This is a genomic window from Nocardia nova, from assembly GCF_002933465.1.
Taxonomy (GTDB): Bacteria; Actinomycetota; Actinomycetes; order Mycobacteriales; family Mycobacteriaceae; genus Nocardia; species Nocardia nova_B.
Window position 1 is genome coordinate 172,583 of the sequence record NZ_PSZE01000011.1, and the last position, 15,674, is coordinate 188,256.

At 68.9% G+C, this 15,674-nt stretch carries 15 protein-coding genes and 1 pseudogene; 5 read left to right on the forward strand and 11 right to left on the reverse strand.

Annotation, left to right across the window (positions count from 1 at the left end):
• The first annotated feature begins 18 nt into the window (after positions 1-18).
• The gene (gene secG, locus C5E41_RS16035) at positions 19-252 is read left to right on the forward strand and encodes a preprotein translocase subunit SecG (RefSeq protein WP_030518417.1); all 234 of its coding nucleotides are present in this window, start codon (positions 19-21) and stop codon (positions 250-252) included.
• A 39-nt stretch (positions 253-291) separates the two neighbouring features.
• On the opposite strand, the pseudogene C5E41_RS16040 reads toward secG, so the two are convergent.
• A pseudogene (locus C5E41_RS16040) lies at positions 292-1,296 on the reverse strand (YbfB/YjiJ family MFS transporter); the annotation flags it as partial.
• 142 nt (positions 1,297-1,438) lie between these two features.
• Between C5E41_RS16040 and C5E41_RS16045 the strand changes: the two are divergent.
• On the forward strand, positions 1,439-2,281 hold the full coding sequence (locus C5E41_RS16045; protein ID WP_104376622.1) for a LysR family transcriptional regulator: 843 nt from the start codon (positions 1,439-1,441) through the stop codon (positions 2,279-2,281).
• Positions 2,282-2,354: 73 nt separating this feature from the next.
• On the opposite strand, the gene C5E41_RS16050 is transcribed toward C5E41_RS16045, so the two are convergent.
• Together C5E41_RS16050 and C5E41_RS16055 are read right to left on the reverse strand one after the other, a co-directional pair.
• Positions 2,355-2,846, reverse strand: a complete 492-nt coding sequence (locus tag C5E41_RS16050) for a flavin reductase family protein (protein ID WP_181063267.1) — start codon at positions 2,844-2,846, stop codon at positions 2,355-2,357.
• Positions 2,847-2,911: 65 nt separating this feature from the next.
• Positions 2,912-3,748, reverse strand: coding sequence for an SDR family NAD(P)-dependent oxidoreductase (locus C5E41_RS16055; RefSeq protein WP_104376623.1), 837 nt, complete (start codon positions 3,746-3,748; stop codon positions 2,912-2,914).
• Positions 3,749-3,823: 75 nt separating this feature from the next.
• Between C5E41_RS16055 and C5E41_RS16060 the strand changes: the two genes are divergently transcribed.
• Together C5E41_RS16060 and C5E41_RS16065 are read left to right on the forward strand one after the other, a co-directional pair.
• On the forward strand, positions 3,824-4,795 hold the full coding sequence (locus C5E41_RS16060; protein ID WP_258081010.1) for an alpha/beta fold hydrolase: 972 nt from the start codon (positions 3,824-3,826) through the stop codon (positions 4,793-4,795).
• A gap of 78 nt (positions 4,796-4,873) precedes the next feature.
• Complete coding sequence (locus C5E41_RS16065; RefSeq protein WP_104376625.1) at positions 4,874-5,233, forward strand: hypothetical protein; 360 nt, start codon at positions 4,874-4,876, stop codon at positions 5,231-5,233.
• 18 nt (positions 5,234-5,251) lie between these two features.
• Here C5E41_RS16065 and pgl read toward each other — a convergent pair whose 3' ends face one another.
• The 5 genes from pgl to tkt are packed head-to-tail and all read right to left on the reverse strand — an operon-like array spanning position 5,252 to position 11,727.
• On the reverse strand, positions 5,252-5,983 hold the full coding sequence (pgl, locus tag C5E41_RS16070) for a 6-phosphogluconolactonase (protein WP_104376626.1): 732 nt from the start codon (positions 5,981-5,983) through the stop codon (positions 5,252-5,254).
• Positions 5,976-6,884, reverse strand: coding sequence for a glucose-6-phosphate dehydrogenase assembly protein OpcA (opcA, locus tag C5E41_RS16075; RefSeq protein ID WP_181063268.1), 909 nt, complete (start codon positions 6,882-6,884; stop codon positions 5,976-5,978). The genes pgl and opcA overlap by 8 nt, the downstream gene beginning before the upstream one ends.
• Positions 6,881-8,443 (reverse strand): glucose-6-phosphate dehydrogenase, encoded by a 1,563-nt coding sequence (gene zwf / locus C5E41_RS16080; protein WP_104376628.1) that lies wholly within the window; start codon positions 8,441-8,443, stop codon positions 6,881-6,883. The genes opcA and zwf overlap by 4 nt, the downstream gene beginning before the upstream one ends.
• Before the next feature lie 5 nt (positions 8,444-8,448).
• A complete protein-coding gene (gene tal / locus C5E41_RS16085; protein WP_104376629.1) occupies positions 8,449-9,579 on the reverse strand; it encodes a transaldolase in 1,131 nt (376 codons plus the stop codon).
• A gap of 3 nt (positions 9,580-9,582) precedes the next feature.
• Positions 9,583-11,727, reverse strand: a complete 2,145-nt coding sequence (gene tkt / locus C5E41_RS16090; protein ID WP_104376630.1) for a transketolase — start codon at positions 11,725-11,727, stop codon at positions 9,583-9,585.
• Between the two features lie 438 nt (positions 11,728-12,165).
• Between tkt and C5E41_RS16095 the strand changes: the two genes are divergently transcribed.
• Positions 12,166-13,152, forward strand: a complete 987-nt coding sequence (locus C5E41_RS16095) for a heme o synthase (protein WP_030518428.1) — start codon at positions 12,166-12,168, stop codon at positions 13,150-13,152.
• A gap of 174 nt (positions 13,153-13,326) precedes the next feature.
• On the opposite strand, the gene C5E41_RS16100 is transcribed toward C5E41_RS16095, so the two are convergent.
• The 3 genes from C5E41_RS16100 to C5E41_RS35745 all read right to left on the reverse strand — a co-directional run bounded on the left by C5E41_RS16100 (position 13,327) and on the right by C5E41_RS35745 (position 15,578).
• Complete coding sequence (locus C5E41_RS16100) at positions 13,327-14,481, reverse strand: hypothetical protein (protein WP_104376631.1); 1,155 nt, start codon at positions 14,479-14,481, stop codon at positions 13,327-13,329.
• A gap of 145 nt (positions 14,482-14,626) precedes the next feature.
• Positions 14,627-15,211, reverse strand: a complete 585-nt coding sequence (locus C5E41_RS16105) for an FAD-dependent monooxygenase (RefSeq protein WP_104376632.1) — start codon at positions 15,209-15,211, stop codon at positions 14,627-14,629.
• 97 nt (positions 15,212-15,308) lie between these two features.
• The gene (locus C5E41_RS35745) at positions 15,309-15,578 is read right to left on the reverse strand and encodes a hypothetical protein (protein ID WP_308706052.1); all 270 of its coding nucleotides are present in this window, start codon (positions 15,576-15,578) and stop codon (positions 15,309-15,311) included.
• Positions 15,579-15,674 lie beyond the last annotated feature (96 nt).

Below are 15,674 nucleotides of genomic sequence, written 5' to 3' on the forward strand. Positions count from 1 at the left end.
ATCCCATAAACTGTCGCCATGCAAATGTTCCTGGATATCCTCCTCGTCATCACCAGCGTCTTGCTGGTGTTGCTGGTGTTGCTGCACCGCGCGAAGGGTGGAGGCTTGTCCAGCCTGTTCGGTGGTGGTGTGCAGTCGAGTCTGTCCGGATCCACGGTGGTCGAGAAGAACCTCGATCGCATCACCATCTTCGTCGGCCTGATCTGGTTCATCGCCATTCTTGGCATCGGTTTCGAGATCAAGTTCGCCTGATCGGCGCGAGCAGATCGTGATCGCCGACACCGCGGCGACGGCCAGGATCATTGCCGCGATTGTGAACGCGGCGTCGTAGCTGTTGCCGAGCACCGGCGCCACCGCGAGAGGTCCGAGCATTTGGCCGAGTCCGTATCCGGCGGTCAACGTCGCCGCCGCTCCCGGACCGGCCAGATCATCGCCGATCTCGAGGGCGAGCAGGGTGATTCCCATGAAGGTCGCGCCGAACAAGGCGGCCGACGCCACCGCCGGCCAGACACCCGCCGACAGCGTCGGCAACAGGGCCGACAGACATTGCAGCACCAGGGCGGCCACCAGCGCGGTCACCGGAGTGGCCCGCGGGGCGATCAGACCCCACACCACGGTCGCGGGGGCGGCCGCCACTCCCACGACGATCCAGATCGCGGTTCCCGCGGTCCGATGACCGGTGGCGTCCACGGCGGCGACCAGGAACGTTCCCAGGACGATATAGCCCAGCCCCTCCAGGAAATACGTCACCTGGAGTAACCGCCATGAGCGTCGCGACCGCACCGTCGCCGCGCCGGTACGGCTACCGGCGACGATTTCCAGCCGTAGGGCCGGCCACAGCAGCAGCGCGGTCAGCGCGGCCGCGGCGAGCCACAGTGCCTGCCACGACAGCACCGATTGCGCGATCAGTACCAGCGCACCCGTTGCCGCGATCCCCGTGCCCACTCCGGCGAAGGCGATACCGGCTGCGCGCCTTCTGTTTTCGTGCCGGGCGGCGATCTGCGCGCAGCCGATGAACAGCACCGCGCCGGCGACGCCGGACACCGTCCGCAGGCTGATCGGCAGGATCGCCGGCGCGGGGATCGCCATGGCCGCCTCACTGACCACCAGCGCGGCGGCCGACAGCCGAAATGCCGTGCGGCCGTTGTATTCCGGAAACCGCGCCAGCGCGACCGCGCCCAGCAGATAGCCTGTGTAGTTGGCCGCGGCCACGACCGCGCCGGTAGGTGCGCCGAAGCGGCCGGCGTCGATCATCACCGGAAGCAGCGGCGTGTAGACGAAGCGACCGATGCCCATGGCGGCGGCCAATCCGGCCGAGGCGCGCAGCGCGGGCGCGAGGGATGCCTCTCGAGGAACTGCGATGGTCACGTCGATCAACGCTACGGATCCGTCACGGCCTCGTGAAATGCTTCCTGTGCACGATGTATACGCTGAGCGTATGGATCTGGAAGTGCGGCATCTGCGCGCGTTCCTGGTGCTGTGCGAGGAAGCCAACTACACCCGCGCCGCGGCGCGGCTGCACACCACCCAGCCTTCGCTGACTCGCACCGTGCAACAGGCCGAACGGATTCTGGACTGCCGGCTGGTCGAGCGCAGTGCGCGACGCTTCGTCCTCACTGCGGAAGGGGAGTATCTGCTGGCGGCCGCGACCCGGATCGTCGCCGATCTCGATGCCGTCACCGCCGATCTGCGGCTGCGAGCCCGGGTATCGGTGGGGTTTTCCTGGCTGCTGCCCGACGACTGGTTCACCGAGGTCCGCACCCGCTTCGAGGCGCGCGGCGGGCGGGTCGGCATCCACCGTATCGACGATCCGGTGGCCGCCGTCGCGGCGGGAAGTATCGATATCGCCCTGTATCGCAAGGATATTCGGCTGCCTGCCGCCATGACCGGACGGATCATCGGCACCGAGCGGCGGGTAGCGGCGGTGTCCATCCGCTCGCCACTGGCGAACGCGGCGGCGCTGCGGTGGCAGGATCTGGCCGCCTATCCGCTGGTGGTCAACACCGTCTCCGGCACCACCGACGAAACCAGTTGGCCCGCGGCAGAACCCGGCCGCGAGATCGTCACCTGCACGAATTTCGACGAGTGGATCGAGTTGATCGCCGCCGACCGGGGCATCGGGGCCGTTCCCGAACTGGCACGCACCCGAGCGCCGCATCCCGGCGTGGCCTACCTCGATATCCCGGACGCACCGCCGTCGGCCCTGCGGCTGGCCTGGCGGACCAGGCCCGCGCCGGGCAGGTCGGTGCGTAGCTTCCTCGACATCGCCTCGAACGGCTGAAGGGCCTCGAACGCTGGGGCCTCGAACACTGGGCGCCTCGAACACTGGGGGCCTCGAACACTGGTGCAAGCGTTCAGGCGGGGTGGCCGGGGGTGAGACCGGTGAGGTCGCTGTAGCGGAGTCCGGTGGTGCCCTCCGGCGGGGGCGGGCCGCCCAGTGGCTCCAGCAACAGGCCCACGTGGTCGCCGAAATCGTGGCGCTCGAGGATCCGGCCGGAAAACCAGGCCGCCGCCTCGTCGAGCACCACCACTCCGTCGGGGCCGTGATGCCACCGGCACCAGGTGAACTTGTCGACATCGTCGCCGGTCTCCGCGCCGAACAGCTGGGCCAGTGCTCGCGACCCGGAATCGACGAGATGCACCGCGACGTGGGTAGCGCCGGCGGCCACCCGGTAGGTGTAGTTGAGTTCGGACAGGCACACCAGGAATCGACGTGGTTCGATACCGACCTGGGACGCGAAGCCGACCACACACCCGGCGCGCTCGAATTCGGTCGCCACCGTCACCACGTAGATCGGAGCGTCCGCCGCCGCTACCAGCGCGTCGAAATTCGCGATCGCGTCCATCCACCCTCCTTCACTGCCGGCGTCGCGGGAAGACCCGCCGCCTCAGGCTAAGGGAACGACGGCCATCACGTGCGCGGCACGCGGCCGTCGATATCGGTGAAGCCGTAGGCTTCGGCCAGATCGGCCACCCGCCACGCCCGGCCGGTGCGTGAGCGCCGGCCCGGATCCGCCGCGAGCGCGACCACCGCGCGCCCGGCGAAATGTGGAGTCTCGGCCTCGTTCAGATCGATGGTGCCTTCACCGGGCAGCGTGATCAGGCGCCGGCCCTGCGCATCGGCCGGAACCAGTTGCAGCAGTTCGGTATTGACGATTCCCGGCCACAGCGACACCACCGTGACCTCGGTGCCGGCCAGATCATGCGCCAGATCGGCGGTCAGCCGGTCGACGGCGGCCTTGCCCACGCCGTAGACGACGTTGTGGGTGAAATGTTCGGCGCCCGGTGAGGAGATGTCGACGATCAGCCCTCCCGATTCGATCAGCAGCGGAGCCGCGAAATGGGCGGCGGCGTAATGCGAGCGCACTCCGATGTCGAAGCCCTCGTCCCAGGCCTTCGGCGGCACCTCCCAGAACGGTTTGCCGAGCCAGCGCGCCGAGGCGGGGGAGTTGTAGACGTTGTTGACCAGAACATCCAACCGGCCGTGGTCGGCGCGCACGGACTCGAACAACCGCGCCACCGCCTCGTCGTCGCGGTGATCGCAGACGAACGGCACCCCCCGCCCGCCGAGCTCGTCGATCTCGCCCGCGGTCGCGGCCACGGTGCCCGGCAGCTGCCCGGGACGTTGGGAGCGCCCGGTCACGTACACCGTGGCGCCGGCCGCACCCAGCTCGAGCGCGATGCCCTTGCCGATGCCGCGGCTCGCACCGGTGACGACGGCGACTCGATCGGTCAGTATTCCGTTCACAACTCCGGGACACTACCGTGAAACGAGAACGTGTTCTAGTACCTGGGAGGCGCAGTGGGGCCGACGCATCGGTTCGTGGAGACCAACGGGATTCGGCTGCATATCGCCGAAGCGGGGCGCGGGTATCCGGTGATCTTCTGCCACGGATTTCCGCACGGCTGGTACGTGTGGCATCGGCAGCTGTCGGCGCTGGCGGCGGCCGGATATCACGCCCTCGCCCCGGATCTGCGTGGCTACGGCCGTACCGAGGCGCCCGGCGGGGTGGAGGCGACCACCAATCGGGCCGTGATCGGCGATCTGCTCGGGCTGCTCGACGAGATCGGTGCCGAGCGGGCGGTTTTCGTCGGCCTGGACTTCGGCGCCCAGCTGGTGTGGGAGCTGGCACTGCGGGCGCCGGCGCGGGTAGCGGCGATCATGGTGCTGAACAATCCGTACGCGCCCCGGCCGCCGACGGCGCCGTCGCAGTTCTGGACGCGCGCCGCGCAGCGCCATTTCCTGCATCTGTCCTATTTTCAGGAGCCCGGCGTCGCCGACGCCGAACTCGCCGCTCGCCCCCGCGAATTCCTGGCCCGCGTGTACTACGCGCTCAGTGGCGAGTTCCACTACCTCGACACCTGGAAGAATCCGCCCGGCATCGGTTACCTCGACGCGCTGCCGCCGGCGCCGGCGCTGCCCTGGCCTTGGCTCTCGGAATCCGAATTCGACACCCTCGCAGCCGAATTCGAACGGACCGGCTTCACCGGCGGGCTGACCTGGTACCGGGCGCTGGACCGCAACTGGGAGCTGACCGAAGGGCTGCCGACGACGGTGTCGGTGCCGACCTGTTTCCTCTACGGCGAAAACGACCCGGATATGGAGGGTTTCAGTGGCCGAGACCCGCTGGCGGTGCTGCGCGCGCACGTACCGGATCTGCGGGCGATCGAAAAGGTTGCCGGCGCGGGACATCTCGTCCAACTCGAGCGCACCGGTGCGGTGAACGACTTTCTGCTGCGTCACCTCTCCGAACTGGTCGCGAGCGATTCCGCGTGGAACTCCGCGCTGCGATAAGGGATTCGCGTACGCCCCCCGGGTGCGACCGGAGCTCCATGTGCGCGGGGTGCCGATGGGCTCTGGCATGCTGGCCGGGTGCCCCTCATCGACATCACCTGCGCGCCCCGAGTCTCCGACGATTCGAAGCGTCGGCTCGTCGAGGAGTTGCCGCATATCGTCTCCGTGGCGGTGGCCTGTGCGGCGGAACCGTACGACGGCCGCCTGCAACCCGGTGACGTCCTTATACGCTGCCGATCCGCTGAGCCGGGCCACCGGTTCGATATCGACGTGCTGATCGAAGTGAAGTCGAAGTGGTTCGAGGACCGCGCCGCCGACCGTGACCGCCGGGTGGCCCACATCCACGACGAGGTGGCCCGCATCCTGCCCGCGGGCCACCTCGTCGGTGTGTATCTGAGCCTGCCTGTCGCCGCGTGGGCGCAGACGGAGGATGACTAGCCGGAATACCGCCCCGGTTCAGGGCAGTTTCGCGGCCGCGGCCTCGTCCACCATCCAGGTCGTGGTTTCGCTGCCGTGCGCCCCGGCCGCCGGGATCTCCAGCGCGGGGGCGCCGCCCACCGCCTGGGCCACAGCGTCGGCCTTGGCCTCGCCGCCGACCACCAGAACCACGTGCCGCGCGCGGGCGACCGCGGGCAGGGTCAGGGTGACGCGCACCGGCGGCGGCTTCGGTGAATCGGTCACGGCGAGAACGAGTTCGTGTTCCTCCGCCACGGCCGCGGAATGCGGGAACAGCGAGTTCACATGCGCGTCGCCACCCATGCCGAGCAGATGCAGGTCGAATGCGCCGTGCTCGGCCAGATGGGCGTGCACCGCCGCCGAATACTCCGCGGCGGCCTCGACCGGATCCGGGTACTCCCCGTCGGAGGTCGCGACCGGATGCACCCGCGCCGGGTCGACCGGCACGTGATCCAGCAACGCCTCGCGTGCCTGCAATTCGTTGCGTTCGGCATCGCCCGCGGGGACGAACCGCTCGTCGCCCCAGAACACGTCCAGGCGACCGAAGTCGATCGCGCCGGGTGCGTGCCGCACCTGCTCCAGCAGGGCGATCCCGGTGCCACCGCCGGTGAGAACCACCGATGCCGAACCACGCTCGGCCTGAGCCCTGGTAACCACCTGCACGAACCGCACGGCTGCTGCCCGCACCAGTTCGTCGTGATCGGCAAAGACCGCGATCTCCGGCTTACTCATAGATCACCTTCCCGATTCCGGCCAGTGCCTCGGCGTAGACCTCGTCGGCGTCGAGCCGCCGCAGCTCCTCCGCCAGGCAGTCCTTGGTCTCGCGACGGGCGAGCGCGAACCGCTGGTCGGGCTCGCCGGTGCGCGTCAGGGTCGCCGTGCGGCCCGTCTGCGGACGTTCGATGCCGACCGATACCGACGCCCGGTGCAGCACGACCTTCAACTCTCCAGTCTGCCGCCGGATCGGGCAGTCCAGTTTCGCCGCCAGCCATCCCGCCAGAATGTCGAGTGCGGGTTCTTCGGCCAGGCCCGACACGGTGACCGATTGGATCGGCTCATATGGCGGCACGTCGAGCGCGGAGGCCAGCAGCGCCCGCCAGAACGTGATCCGGCTCCACGCCAGATCGGTGTCGCCCGGCGCGTAGGAGTCCAGCCGCCGGGTGATCGCCGCACGCGGGTCGGGAGCATAGGTCGAATCGGTGATCCGGCGAATCGCCAAGCGCCCCACCGAATCCCGAGATGGAAACTCCGGCGCACCGCGCGGCCACCACGCCACCACCGGAGTGTCGGGTAGCAGGAACGGGATGACCACGCTGCTCTCGTTGTTGACCAGCTCGCCCTGCAGCCGCAGCACTATCACCTCGGCCGCCCCGGCGTCGCCGCCGACCCGGATCTGGGCGTCGAGTTTGGTATCGGCGAACCGGTCGCCGCGCGCGAGCACGATCACGCGACAGGGGTGTTCGCGGCTGGCGTCGTTGGCGGCGTCGATGGCGTCCTCGGCCTCCGAGGAGTCCAGCGTGCACACCACCAGCGTGAGCACCCGGCCCATGGCGATCACACCGTTGGACTCGCGCAGGCTGACCAGGCGTTTGGTCACGTCGCGGGTGCTGGTGTCGGGCATGTCCACGATCATGGCCGCCGCCATTCCCGCCCGGTGCGGGCGAGCATCTCGTCGGCCGAGGCCGGACCCCAGGTGCCTGACTCGTAGCACTCGGGTTTACCGCCCTCGGCCCAATGATCGAGTACGGGATCGAGGATGCGCCACGCCAATTCGACCTCCTCGTTGACCGGGAACAGCGATGGCTCGCCCAGCAGCACATCCAGGATGAGCCGCTCGTAGGCCTCGGGCGAGGATTCGGTGAAGGATTCGCCGTAGCTGAAATCCATGTTGACGTCGCGGACTTCCATACTCGATCCGGGCACCTTCGACCCGAACCGCATGGTGATGCCCTCATCCGGCTGCACCCGGATGACGAGCGCGTTCTGGCCCAGCTCCTCGGTCATGGTCTGATCGAAGGGCAGATGCGGGGCCCGCTTGAACATGACCGCGATCTCGGTGACCCTGCGCCCCAGACGCTTTCCGGTGCGCAGGTAGAACGGCACGCCTGCCCAGCGGCGCGTGTCGACGTTCAGCGTGATGGCGGCGTAGGTCTCGGTGCGCGAATGCGGATCGAAACCCTCCTCCTCGGCCAGCCCCACCACGCGTTCGCTGCCCTGCCAGCCGGCCGCGTACTGGCCGCGGGCGGTGGTCTCCTCCAGCGGTTCGACCAGCTTCGTCGCCGAGAGCACCTTGATCTTCTCGATCTGCAGCTGCCGCGGCTGGAAGTTGACCGGATCCTCCATCGCCGTCAGCGCCAGCAGCTGCAGCAGATGGTTCTGGATGACGTCGCGGGCGGCGCCGATGCCGTCGTAATAGCCTGCGCGCCCGCCCAATCCGATGTCCTCGGCCATCGTGATCTGCACATGGTCGACGAAGTTGGCGTTCCAGATCGGCTCGAACAGTTCGTTCGCGAACCGCAGCGCCAGCAGGTTCTGCACCGTCTCCTTGCCGAGGTAGTGGTCGATACGGAAGACCGTCTCCTCGGGGAACACCCGGTTGACCAGGGCATTGAGCTCCTGGGCGCTCTGCAGGTCGTGACCGAAGGGCTTTTCGATCACCACCCGCCGCCACGGCTGCCGTTTGCCCTGACCCGGGTCCGGCGGCTTCGCCAGCCCGGTGCGCGAAAGCTGTTCCAGCACAACCGGAAACGCGTTCGGCGGAATCGACAGGTAGAAGGCGTGGTTGCCGCCGGTGCCGCGTTCGGCGTCCAGCTTCTTCAGCGTCTGCGCGAGCGTGCCGAAGGCGTCGTCGTCGTCGAAGGTGCCCTGCACGAAGCGGATACCTTCCGACAGCTGTTCCCACACCTCCTGCCGGAACGGGGTGCGCGCATTCTCCTTGACCGCCTGGAGGACAACCTGAGCGAAATCCTCGTCGGCGTAATCGCGCCGAGCGAACCCGACCAGCGCGAAACCGGGTGGCAGCAGCCCCCGGTTCGCGAGGTCGTAGATGGCCGGCATCAGTTTCTTGCGTGACAGGTCACCTGTGACCCCGAAGATCACCATGCTGCACGGGCCGGCGATCCGGGGAAGCCGCTTGTCGCGCTCCTCGCGCAGCGGATTCCCCGGGGCGGCCGTCTTCTTCTGGCCGGCCATCGCGGTCAGTTGCTTCCGGTGCTCTTCAACTCGGCGGTGGTCGCGGTGAGCAACTCGTCCCACGACTTCTCGAACTTCTCGACACCTTCGCGCTCGAGGACGGCGAACACGTCGTCGAGGTCGATTCCGACACCGGTGAGCGCGTCGAACACGCCCTGCGCGTCGGCCGCCGTGCCCGACACCGTGTCCCCGCGCAGTTCGCCGTGGTCGGCGAACGCCTCGAGGGTCTTCTCCGGCAGCGTGTTGACCGTATTCGGCGCCACCAGTTCGGTGATGTACATGGTGTCGGGGTAGTCCGGGTTCTTCACGCCCGTCGACGCCCACAGCGGCCGCTGCCGGTTACCCCCGGACGAGGCCAGATTCGAGTAGGTCGAGGTGTGATTACCTCCGTCGAACACGTCCTGGTAGGCGGCATAGGCCAAGCGCGCGTTGGCGATCCCGGCCTTACCGCGCAAGGCCAGCGCCTCGTCGGAACCGATCTGCTCGAGCCGCTTGTCGATCTCGGTGTCCACGCGGGAGACGAAGAACGACGCGACCGAATGGATGCGGGCCAGGTCGTGGCCGGCGATGCGCGCCTTGCGCAGGCCGTCCAGATAGGCGCCCATCACGCTGAGGTAGCGCTGCACCGAGAAGATCAGCGTGACGTTGACGCTGATCCCTTCGGCGATCACGCGCGTGATCGCGGGCAGGCCCTCCTCGGTGGCCGGAATCTTGATGAACAGATTCGGCCGGTCGACGATCTTCCACAGCTCGACCGCCTGCGCGACGGTCTTGTCGGTGTCGAAGGCCAGCCGCGGGTCGACCTCGATCGAGACCCGCCCGTCCACGCCGCCGGTCGCTTCGAAGACCTCGGCCAGCACGTCGCAGGCCGAGCGGACGTCGTCGGTGGTGATCGTGCGGATCGCGGCGTCGGCATCGGCCCCCTGGGCGGCCAGGTCCTTGACCTGGTCGTCGTAGGCGTGGCCTTCGCTCAGCGCGGCCTGGAAGATGGTCGGGTTGGTGGTCACGCCGACGATGCTGCGGGTGGCGACGAGGTCGGCGAGATTGCCCGAGCGGATCCGGTTGCGTGACAGGTCGTCGAGCCACACCGACACGCCGGCTTGCGACAGTGCGGCGAGATTCTCGTTCTGTGCCATTGGTTATCCCTTCACCTTGTCGAGTGAGCGCTTCGCGGCGTCGACGACGGCTTCGGCGGTGATGCCGAATTCGCGGAACAGGGTCTTGAAGTCGGCCGAGGCACCGAAGTGCTCGATCGAAACGTTCTCACCGTCGCTGCCGGTGAAGCGGTGCCACGGCATCGCGACACCGGCCTCGACCGTGACGCGGGCGGTGATCTGCGGCGGCAGCACCTCGTCGCGGTAGGACTGTTCCTGCGCGTCGAACCATTCCACGCACGGCATGGACACCACGCGGGTGCCGATGCCCTGCTCCTCCAGCGTAGTGCGCGCGGCGACGGCGAGCTGAAGTTCGGAACCGGTGGCGATCAGAATCACCTGCGGTGTGCCGGTGGAGGATTCGGCGAGGATGTAGCCGCCGCGAGAGACGCCCTCGTAGCTGGTGCCCTCCAGCGTGGGCACGTCCTGGCGGGTCAGCGCCAGCGCCGACGGGCCGTCGGTGTGCGGGTGGTCGGCGGGCACGAAATGCGAATGCTGCTCGGCGCTTTCGAGCTCCAGGATGGTACGCCACGCGTACACGGTCTCGTTGGCGTCGCCGGGGCGGACGACGTTCAGGCCGGGAATGGCGCGCAGGGCGGCGACGTGCTCGATCGGCTGGTGGGTGGGGCCGTCCTCACCCAGGCCGATGGAGTCGTGGGTCCAGACGTAGATGGCCGGCACCCGCATGAGCGCGGCCAGCCGGACCGCCGGGCGCATGTAGTCGGAGAACACCAGGAAGGTGCCGCCGTAGGGCCGGGTCGGGCCGTGCAGGGCGATGCCGTTGAGAATCGACCCCATCGCGTGCTCACGCACACCGAAGTGCAGGGTGCGGCCGTAGGGCTCGGCCTTCCACATACCCGTCGAGATCGACGCCGGGCCGAAGCTCGGCACGCCCGGCATGGTGGTGTTGTTCGACTCGGCCAGGTCGGCCGAACCGCCCCACAGCTCCGGGAGCACCGGCGCCAGCGCGGCCAGGACCTTGCCCGAGGCCTTACGGGTGGCCATGCCCTTGGCGTCGGGCTCGAACGAGGGCAGGCCCTCGGTCCAGCCCTTCGGCAGCCGGCGCTCGCGCAGGCGGTCGAACAGCTCCTTGTTCTCCGGGTTGGCCTGCGCCCACGCGTCGAACTGCTCCTGCCAGGCGGCGCGGGCGGCCTTGGCGCGTTCGGCGGCGTTGCCGCGGGTGTGGGCGATGACCTCGTCGTCGACGACGAAGCTCTGGCCCGGATCGAAGCCCAGGATCTCCTTGGTGGCGGCCACCTCGTCGGCGCCCAGGGCGGCGCCGTGCGCGGCGCCGGTGTTCATCTTGTTCGGCGCCGGATAGCCGATGATCGTGCGCAGCAGGATGAACGACGGCTTGTCTGTGACGGCCTTGGCGGCCTCGACCGCCTCCAGGATGCCGGTGACGTTCTCACCGCCCTCGACGACCTGCACATGCCAGCCGTAGGCGCGGTAGCGCTCGGCGGTGTCCTCGGTCAGCGCGATGGACGTGTCGTCCTCGATGGAGATCCGGTTGTCGTCGTAGAAGACGATCAGATTGCCCAGCTGCTGCGTGCCGGCCAGCGAGGAGGCCTCCGAGGTGACGCCCTCTTCGATATCGCCGTCGGAGGCGATGACGTAGACGAAGTGGTCGAACGGGCTGGCGCCGGTCGCGGCGGACGGGTCGTAGAGACCGCGCTCGCGCCGGGCGGCCATCGCCATGCCGACCGCCGAGGCCAGGCCCTGGCCGAGCGGGCCGGTGGTGATCTCCACGCCTTTGGTGTGGCGGAACTCCGGGTGGCCCGGGGTCAGCGATCCCCACTTGCGCAGGTGCTTCAGGTCGTCGAGTTCCAGGCCCAGCCCGGACAGGTACAGCTGGATGTACTGGGTCAGGCTGGAATGTCCGCAGGAGAGGATGAACCGGTCGCGGCCGGTCCAATCCGGATCGCTCGGGTCGTAGCGCAGGACCCGCTGGTAGAGGGTGTAGGCCAGCGGTGCCAGGCTCATCGCGGTGCCGGGGTGACCGTTGCCGGCGGCCTGCACCGCGTCGGCGGCCAGGACACGGACGGTGTCGACGGCTCTGGTGTCCAGTTCGGTCCAGTCGGCCGGATGTGCGGGCTGGGTGAGGGCGCGGATGTCGTCTGTGACTGACACGACCGAGGTTCTCCTGACCTTCTCGTGTGTGTACAACGGCGGCTTGCGGGCTGTACCCACCACCCTAGAGGTCGCCTGATCGCCGTGAGTGGGGACCCTTCGCCCGCACCCCATGCTGGTGCGCGGGGTTACGGTGAACGATCACAGCCGCCGCCGTGACCGGCCGCGGCGATTCCACACAGCGGCCGACGGCGGATATGTGACGTGGCGCTCGCGTCCGGGTCGTGCCGGGGCCGATCGCCTGCGGCACGGGCGGTTTGGCGGCGGGTGGGTGCCGGAGCACACCACGCGGGGGTCTACCATCGTCTGTAGTAGAGGCTGCGCCGCCCGCGCCGCGCTCTGCGGTGACAGCGGAAACGGCTGCGCGCGGGAGGCCCGCCACGCCGCCGAAACCGTTGCTTCCCTACCGGATCGATGCACCACCTGCGAGGAGAGACAGTGCGGATTGGGCAACAGCCGGGTGATGCGCATGGCTCCTCCGCGACGGCGCTCGCCGACCGTGTCCAGGGCAGCGGCCCGCTGTCGAAGCTGACCCGCCGGGTGCTCGCCTACATCGCGCTGACCAAACCGCGGGTCATCGAGCTACTGCTGGTAGCCACCATCCCGACGATGCTGCTGGCCGACCGCGGCCATGTCGACATCCGGCTGATCGTGGCCACCCTGTTCGGCGGCTGGATGGGTGCGGCCAGTGCCAACACCCTCAACTGTGTTGCCGACGCCGATATCGACAAGGTCATGAAGCGCACGTCGAAGCGTCCGCTGGCGCGCGAGGCGGTGCCGACCCGCAACGCGTTCGTCTTCGGTGTGGCTCTCGGTGCCGGCTCGTTCGCGTGGTTGTGGTGGCAGGCGAATCTGCTCTCGGGCCTGCTCGTGGTCGCGACGATCCTGTTCTACGTTTTCGTCTATACCCTCGGCCTCAAGCGCCGGACCTCGCAGAACGTGGTGTGGGGCGGCGCGGCGGGCTGTATGCCCGCACTGGTCGGCTGGTCGGCGGTCACCGGAACCATCGGCTGGCCCGCGGTCGCTCTGTTCGCGGTGATCTTCTTCTGGACGCCGCCGCACACCTGGGCGCTGGCCATGCGCTACAAGGACGACTACCGCGCGGCCGGTGTGCCGATGCTGCCGGTGGTGGCGACCGAGCGCGCCGTCACCAAGCAGATCGTGATCTACACCTGGCTGACTGTGCTCGCCACCCTGGCCCTGATTCCGGCGACGGGTGTCGTGTACGCGGCGGTCGCCATCGTCGCCGGCGCCTGGTTCCTGCTGATGGCGCATCAGCTGTACTCCGGCGTGCGCCGAGGGGCGTCGGTCAAGCCGCTGCGGCTGTTCCTGCAGTCCAACAACTACCTCGCCGTGGTGTTCTGCGGTCTGGCCGTGGACTCGGTCCTCGGTTGGCACACCATCGGCTCGACGCTGTTCGGCTGATATCGCTTCGGGCCCGGCCCTGAGCCCATGATCCGCCACATCGAATAGGCGCGTATCGCTCGTAGTTCGAGGCGGTACGCGGTCACGATGCGCCGCGTTCCCAGGGCACAACCGGGGAGCCGAGCTGTTGGATCACCTGTCGCCGTAGAACCTGGCAGCCCGTAGGTTCGCGGCTCAGGGGCAGCCGGGCTGGAACGGGTAGCACGCGTGCCCGGGTGTCGAGGGCGGCACGGTGCGTTCCGGCGCCGGGGTGTAGTGCGAGGTGGTCGTCGTGGTGGGGTGACCGGTGGCGGGTGCGTGGCTGGGGCCGGACCCGGAACCGCCGCCCGCGGTGCACATGGCCGCCAAGGCCAGCACCACGACGAGAACGCCCAGCAGAACCAGTGGTACCAGGCTGCGGTTGCGGCTGCGCCGGGGCGGGGCGGCGGGTGGGCGCGGATCGAAGGGCACCGAATAGGGTTGCTGGTTCTGCCCATAGGCCGGCGCGGGCCCTCCGGGGCCCGAAACGGCTGCGGCCACGGGCTGGGGGACGGGGCCGGGCGCGGGCTGCGGCGCCGGATTCGGGCGAGCCATCGATACCGGCCCACCACCCGGCGACATCGGCGCGGCGGCGGCGACCGGGGCACCGGCCGGGCGCGGCCCGGGAATGGGCGCCCCCGCCGGTGGTTTCGGGCCGCGGGTCGGTACGGGGTTCGGCGGCGGGGGAGTGCGGTCCAGCCGCGCGGGAAAGCCCTCCGCGGTGAGATCGGAATGCGTTGCGGCCGCGGCGAATCCGAGCGCGGCCAGTGCCTGGCCGACCTGCGTCGCATCCCAGGTGTCGGGTGCGTCCGCGGTGATCCGGCTGAAATAGGTGCGCAACGCCGCGGGACCATCGCCGAGGACGACATCGATACCGTCTGGGAGATCACCCTTTTCCAGTGCGACCCGGCTGCTCAATTGCGGCATGACCAGCACCATGCCGGTCACCCCGACCCGCTCCCGGCCGGGGGCGCCGCGCAACAGTTCGGCGATCTCACCGGTGCGGGCGCGGATCTCGGTCATCGGTTCGGTTCCGGCCTCGGTTCCGGCCAGCGGCGCGATGCGGTCGTCGATGGTCCAGGGCCGGTACCCGGAGACGGTGAGCGTGCCGCTCGCCCGTTCGGTGAAGTCCTTGATCACGACGACCACGCAGGTCTTGGGCGTCCAGACGATCGCGTCGGCGGCGCCGGCCGCGACCACCGCGATACCGGGTAACGCGTGTGTGCCGGTCCAGGTTTTCAGCCAGTTCGCCACCGTCCGTTCGGAATTGGACAGCCGCGACGGGTCGTCGTTGCGAACCTTCACCAACATCTGGATCAACCCCTGACCGATGCCTGTTCTGCCGGCCGCCCCGAGCGACCGCCCGACCACCGTACGACGGTACGGCGAAGCGGGCGAATCGGCTTGGGCGGCAGCACAGATCATCCACCATGGGCCGGCCCGGGTCCGCGGCGGGTCACCCCTGCCGATGCCAGGCGAGGTATCCGTCCGGGCGCACCTGTACCTGCGTGCCTGCGGTGGCCGCGTAGTCGGTGAAGGCGTGGCCGTCGACGGCGATCAGCTGATCGGGTTCGGGCCGATGGCCGGGCGTGACGATCGAATACGCCCGCACCCCGGCGTCTTCTGTGGCCGAGGCGGGCGCGCCGAAGGTCAGGTGGGTCGCGTGCGGGCCCCGGAACAGGTCGAACAGGCGCAGCGCGCTGCCGTCGCCGCGCCGCAGCGGAGCGTCGGGCGCACGGTCGCCGGCGCTGAGCCGGGCGGTGTCGGCCGCATCGCGGTAGCTGATGTCGAGCTGGTGGGTGTCGGTGCCACGGTGCATCGCGTCCTCGTGTCCCTCCAGATGTTTATCGAGCAGTGCCGTGCTGATGCCGAGTACCCGCTGTGCGACGCCCCGGCGTTCGGGCTCGTAGGTTTCGAGCGGGCCGAGGTCGCCGTCGAGCGCGGCGGCCAGTTTCCAGCCCAGGTGGTAGGCGTCTTGGATACTGGTGTTCATCCCCTGCCCACCGGTGGGCGGATGGACGTGCGCGGCATCGCCGGCCAGGAAAACCCGCCGCGCGCCGGCTGTTCGCCGAACGCGGCTATCTGAACACCAAGATCACCGACATCACCGCGGCGGCCGGACGGTCGGCCGGATCGTTCTACAACCACTTCGACGGGAAGGAACAACTACTGCAGGCGCTGCTGGAGACTTTGCCGCCGAAGGGGATACGTCGGCCGAGGCGAGTGCGCACGATCCCGATTTCACCAAGCCGGCGGCCGTGGAATTCCATATCGAGCAGTACTGGCGCTTCGCCCGCCGCCATTGGCCGGTACTGCGGGCGGTGACGCAGGCGGCACTGGTCGACGAAGAGTTCGCGCGGCTGGCCAACCGGTTCACGGCCGGTCAACTCGAGGAGGTCGTCGACCACGTCGACGGTTTCGACGCGGCCGGGCTCTGCCTGCCGAGCACCCCGGACATCAGCGTGGCGATGAGGTTCCTGCTGATCCGGGCACTGCTGGAGGCG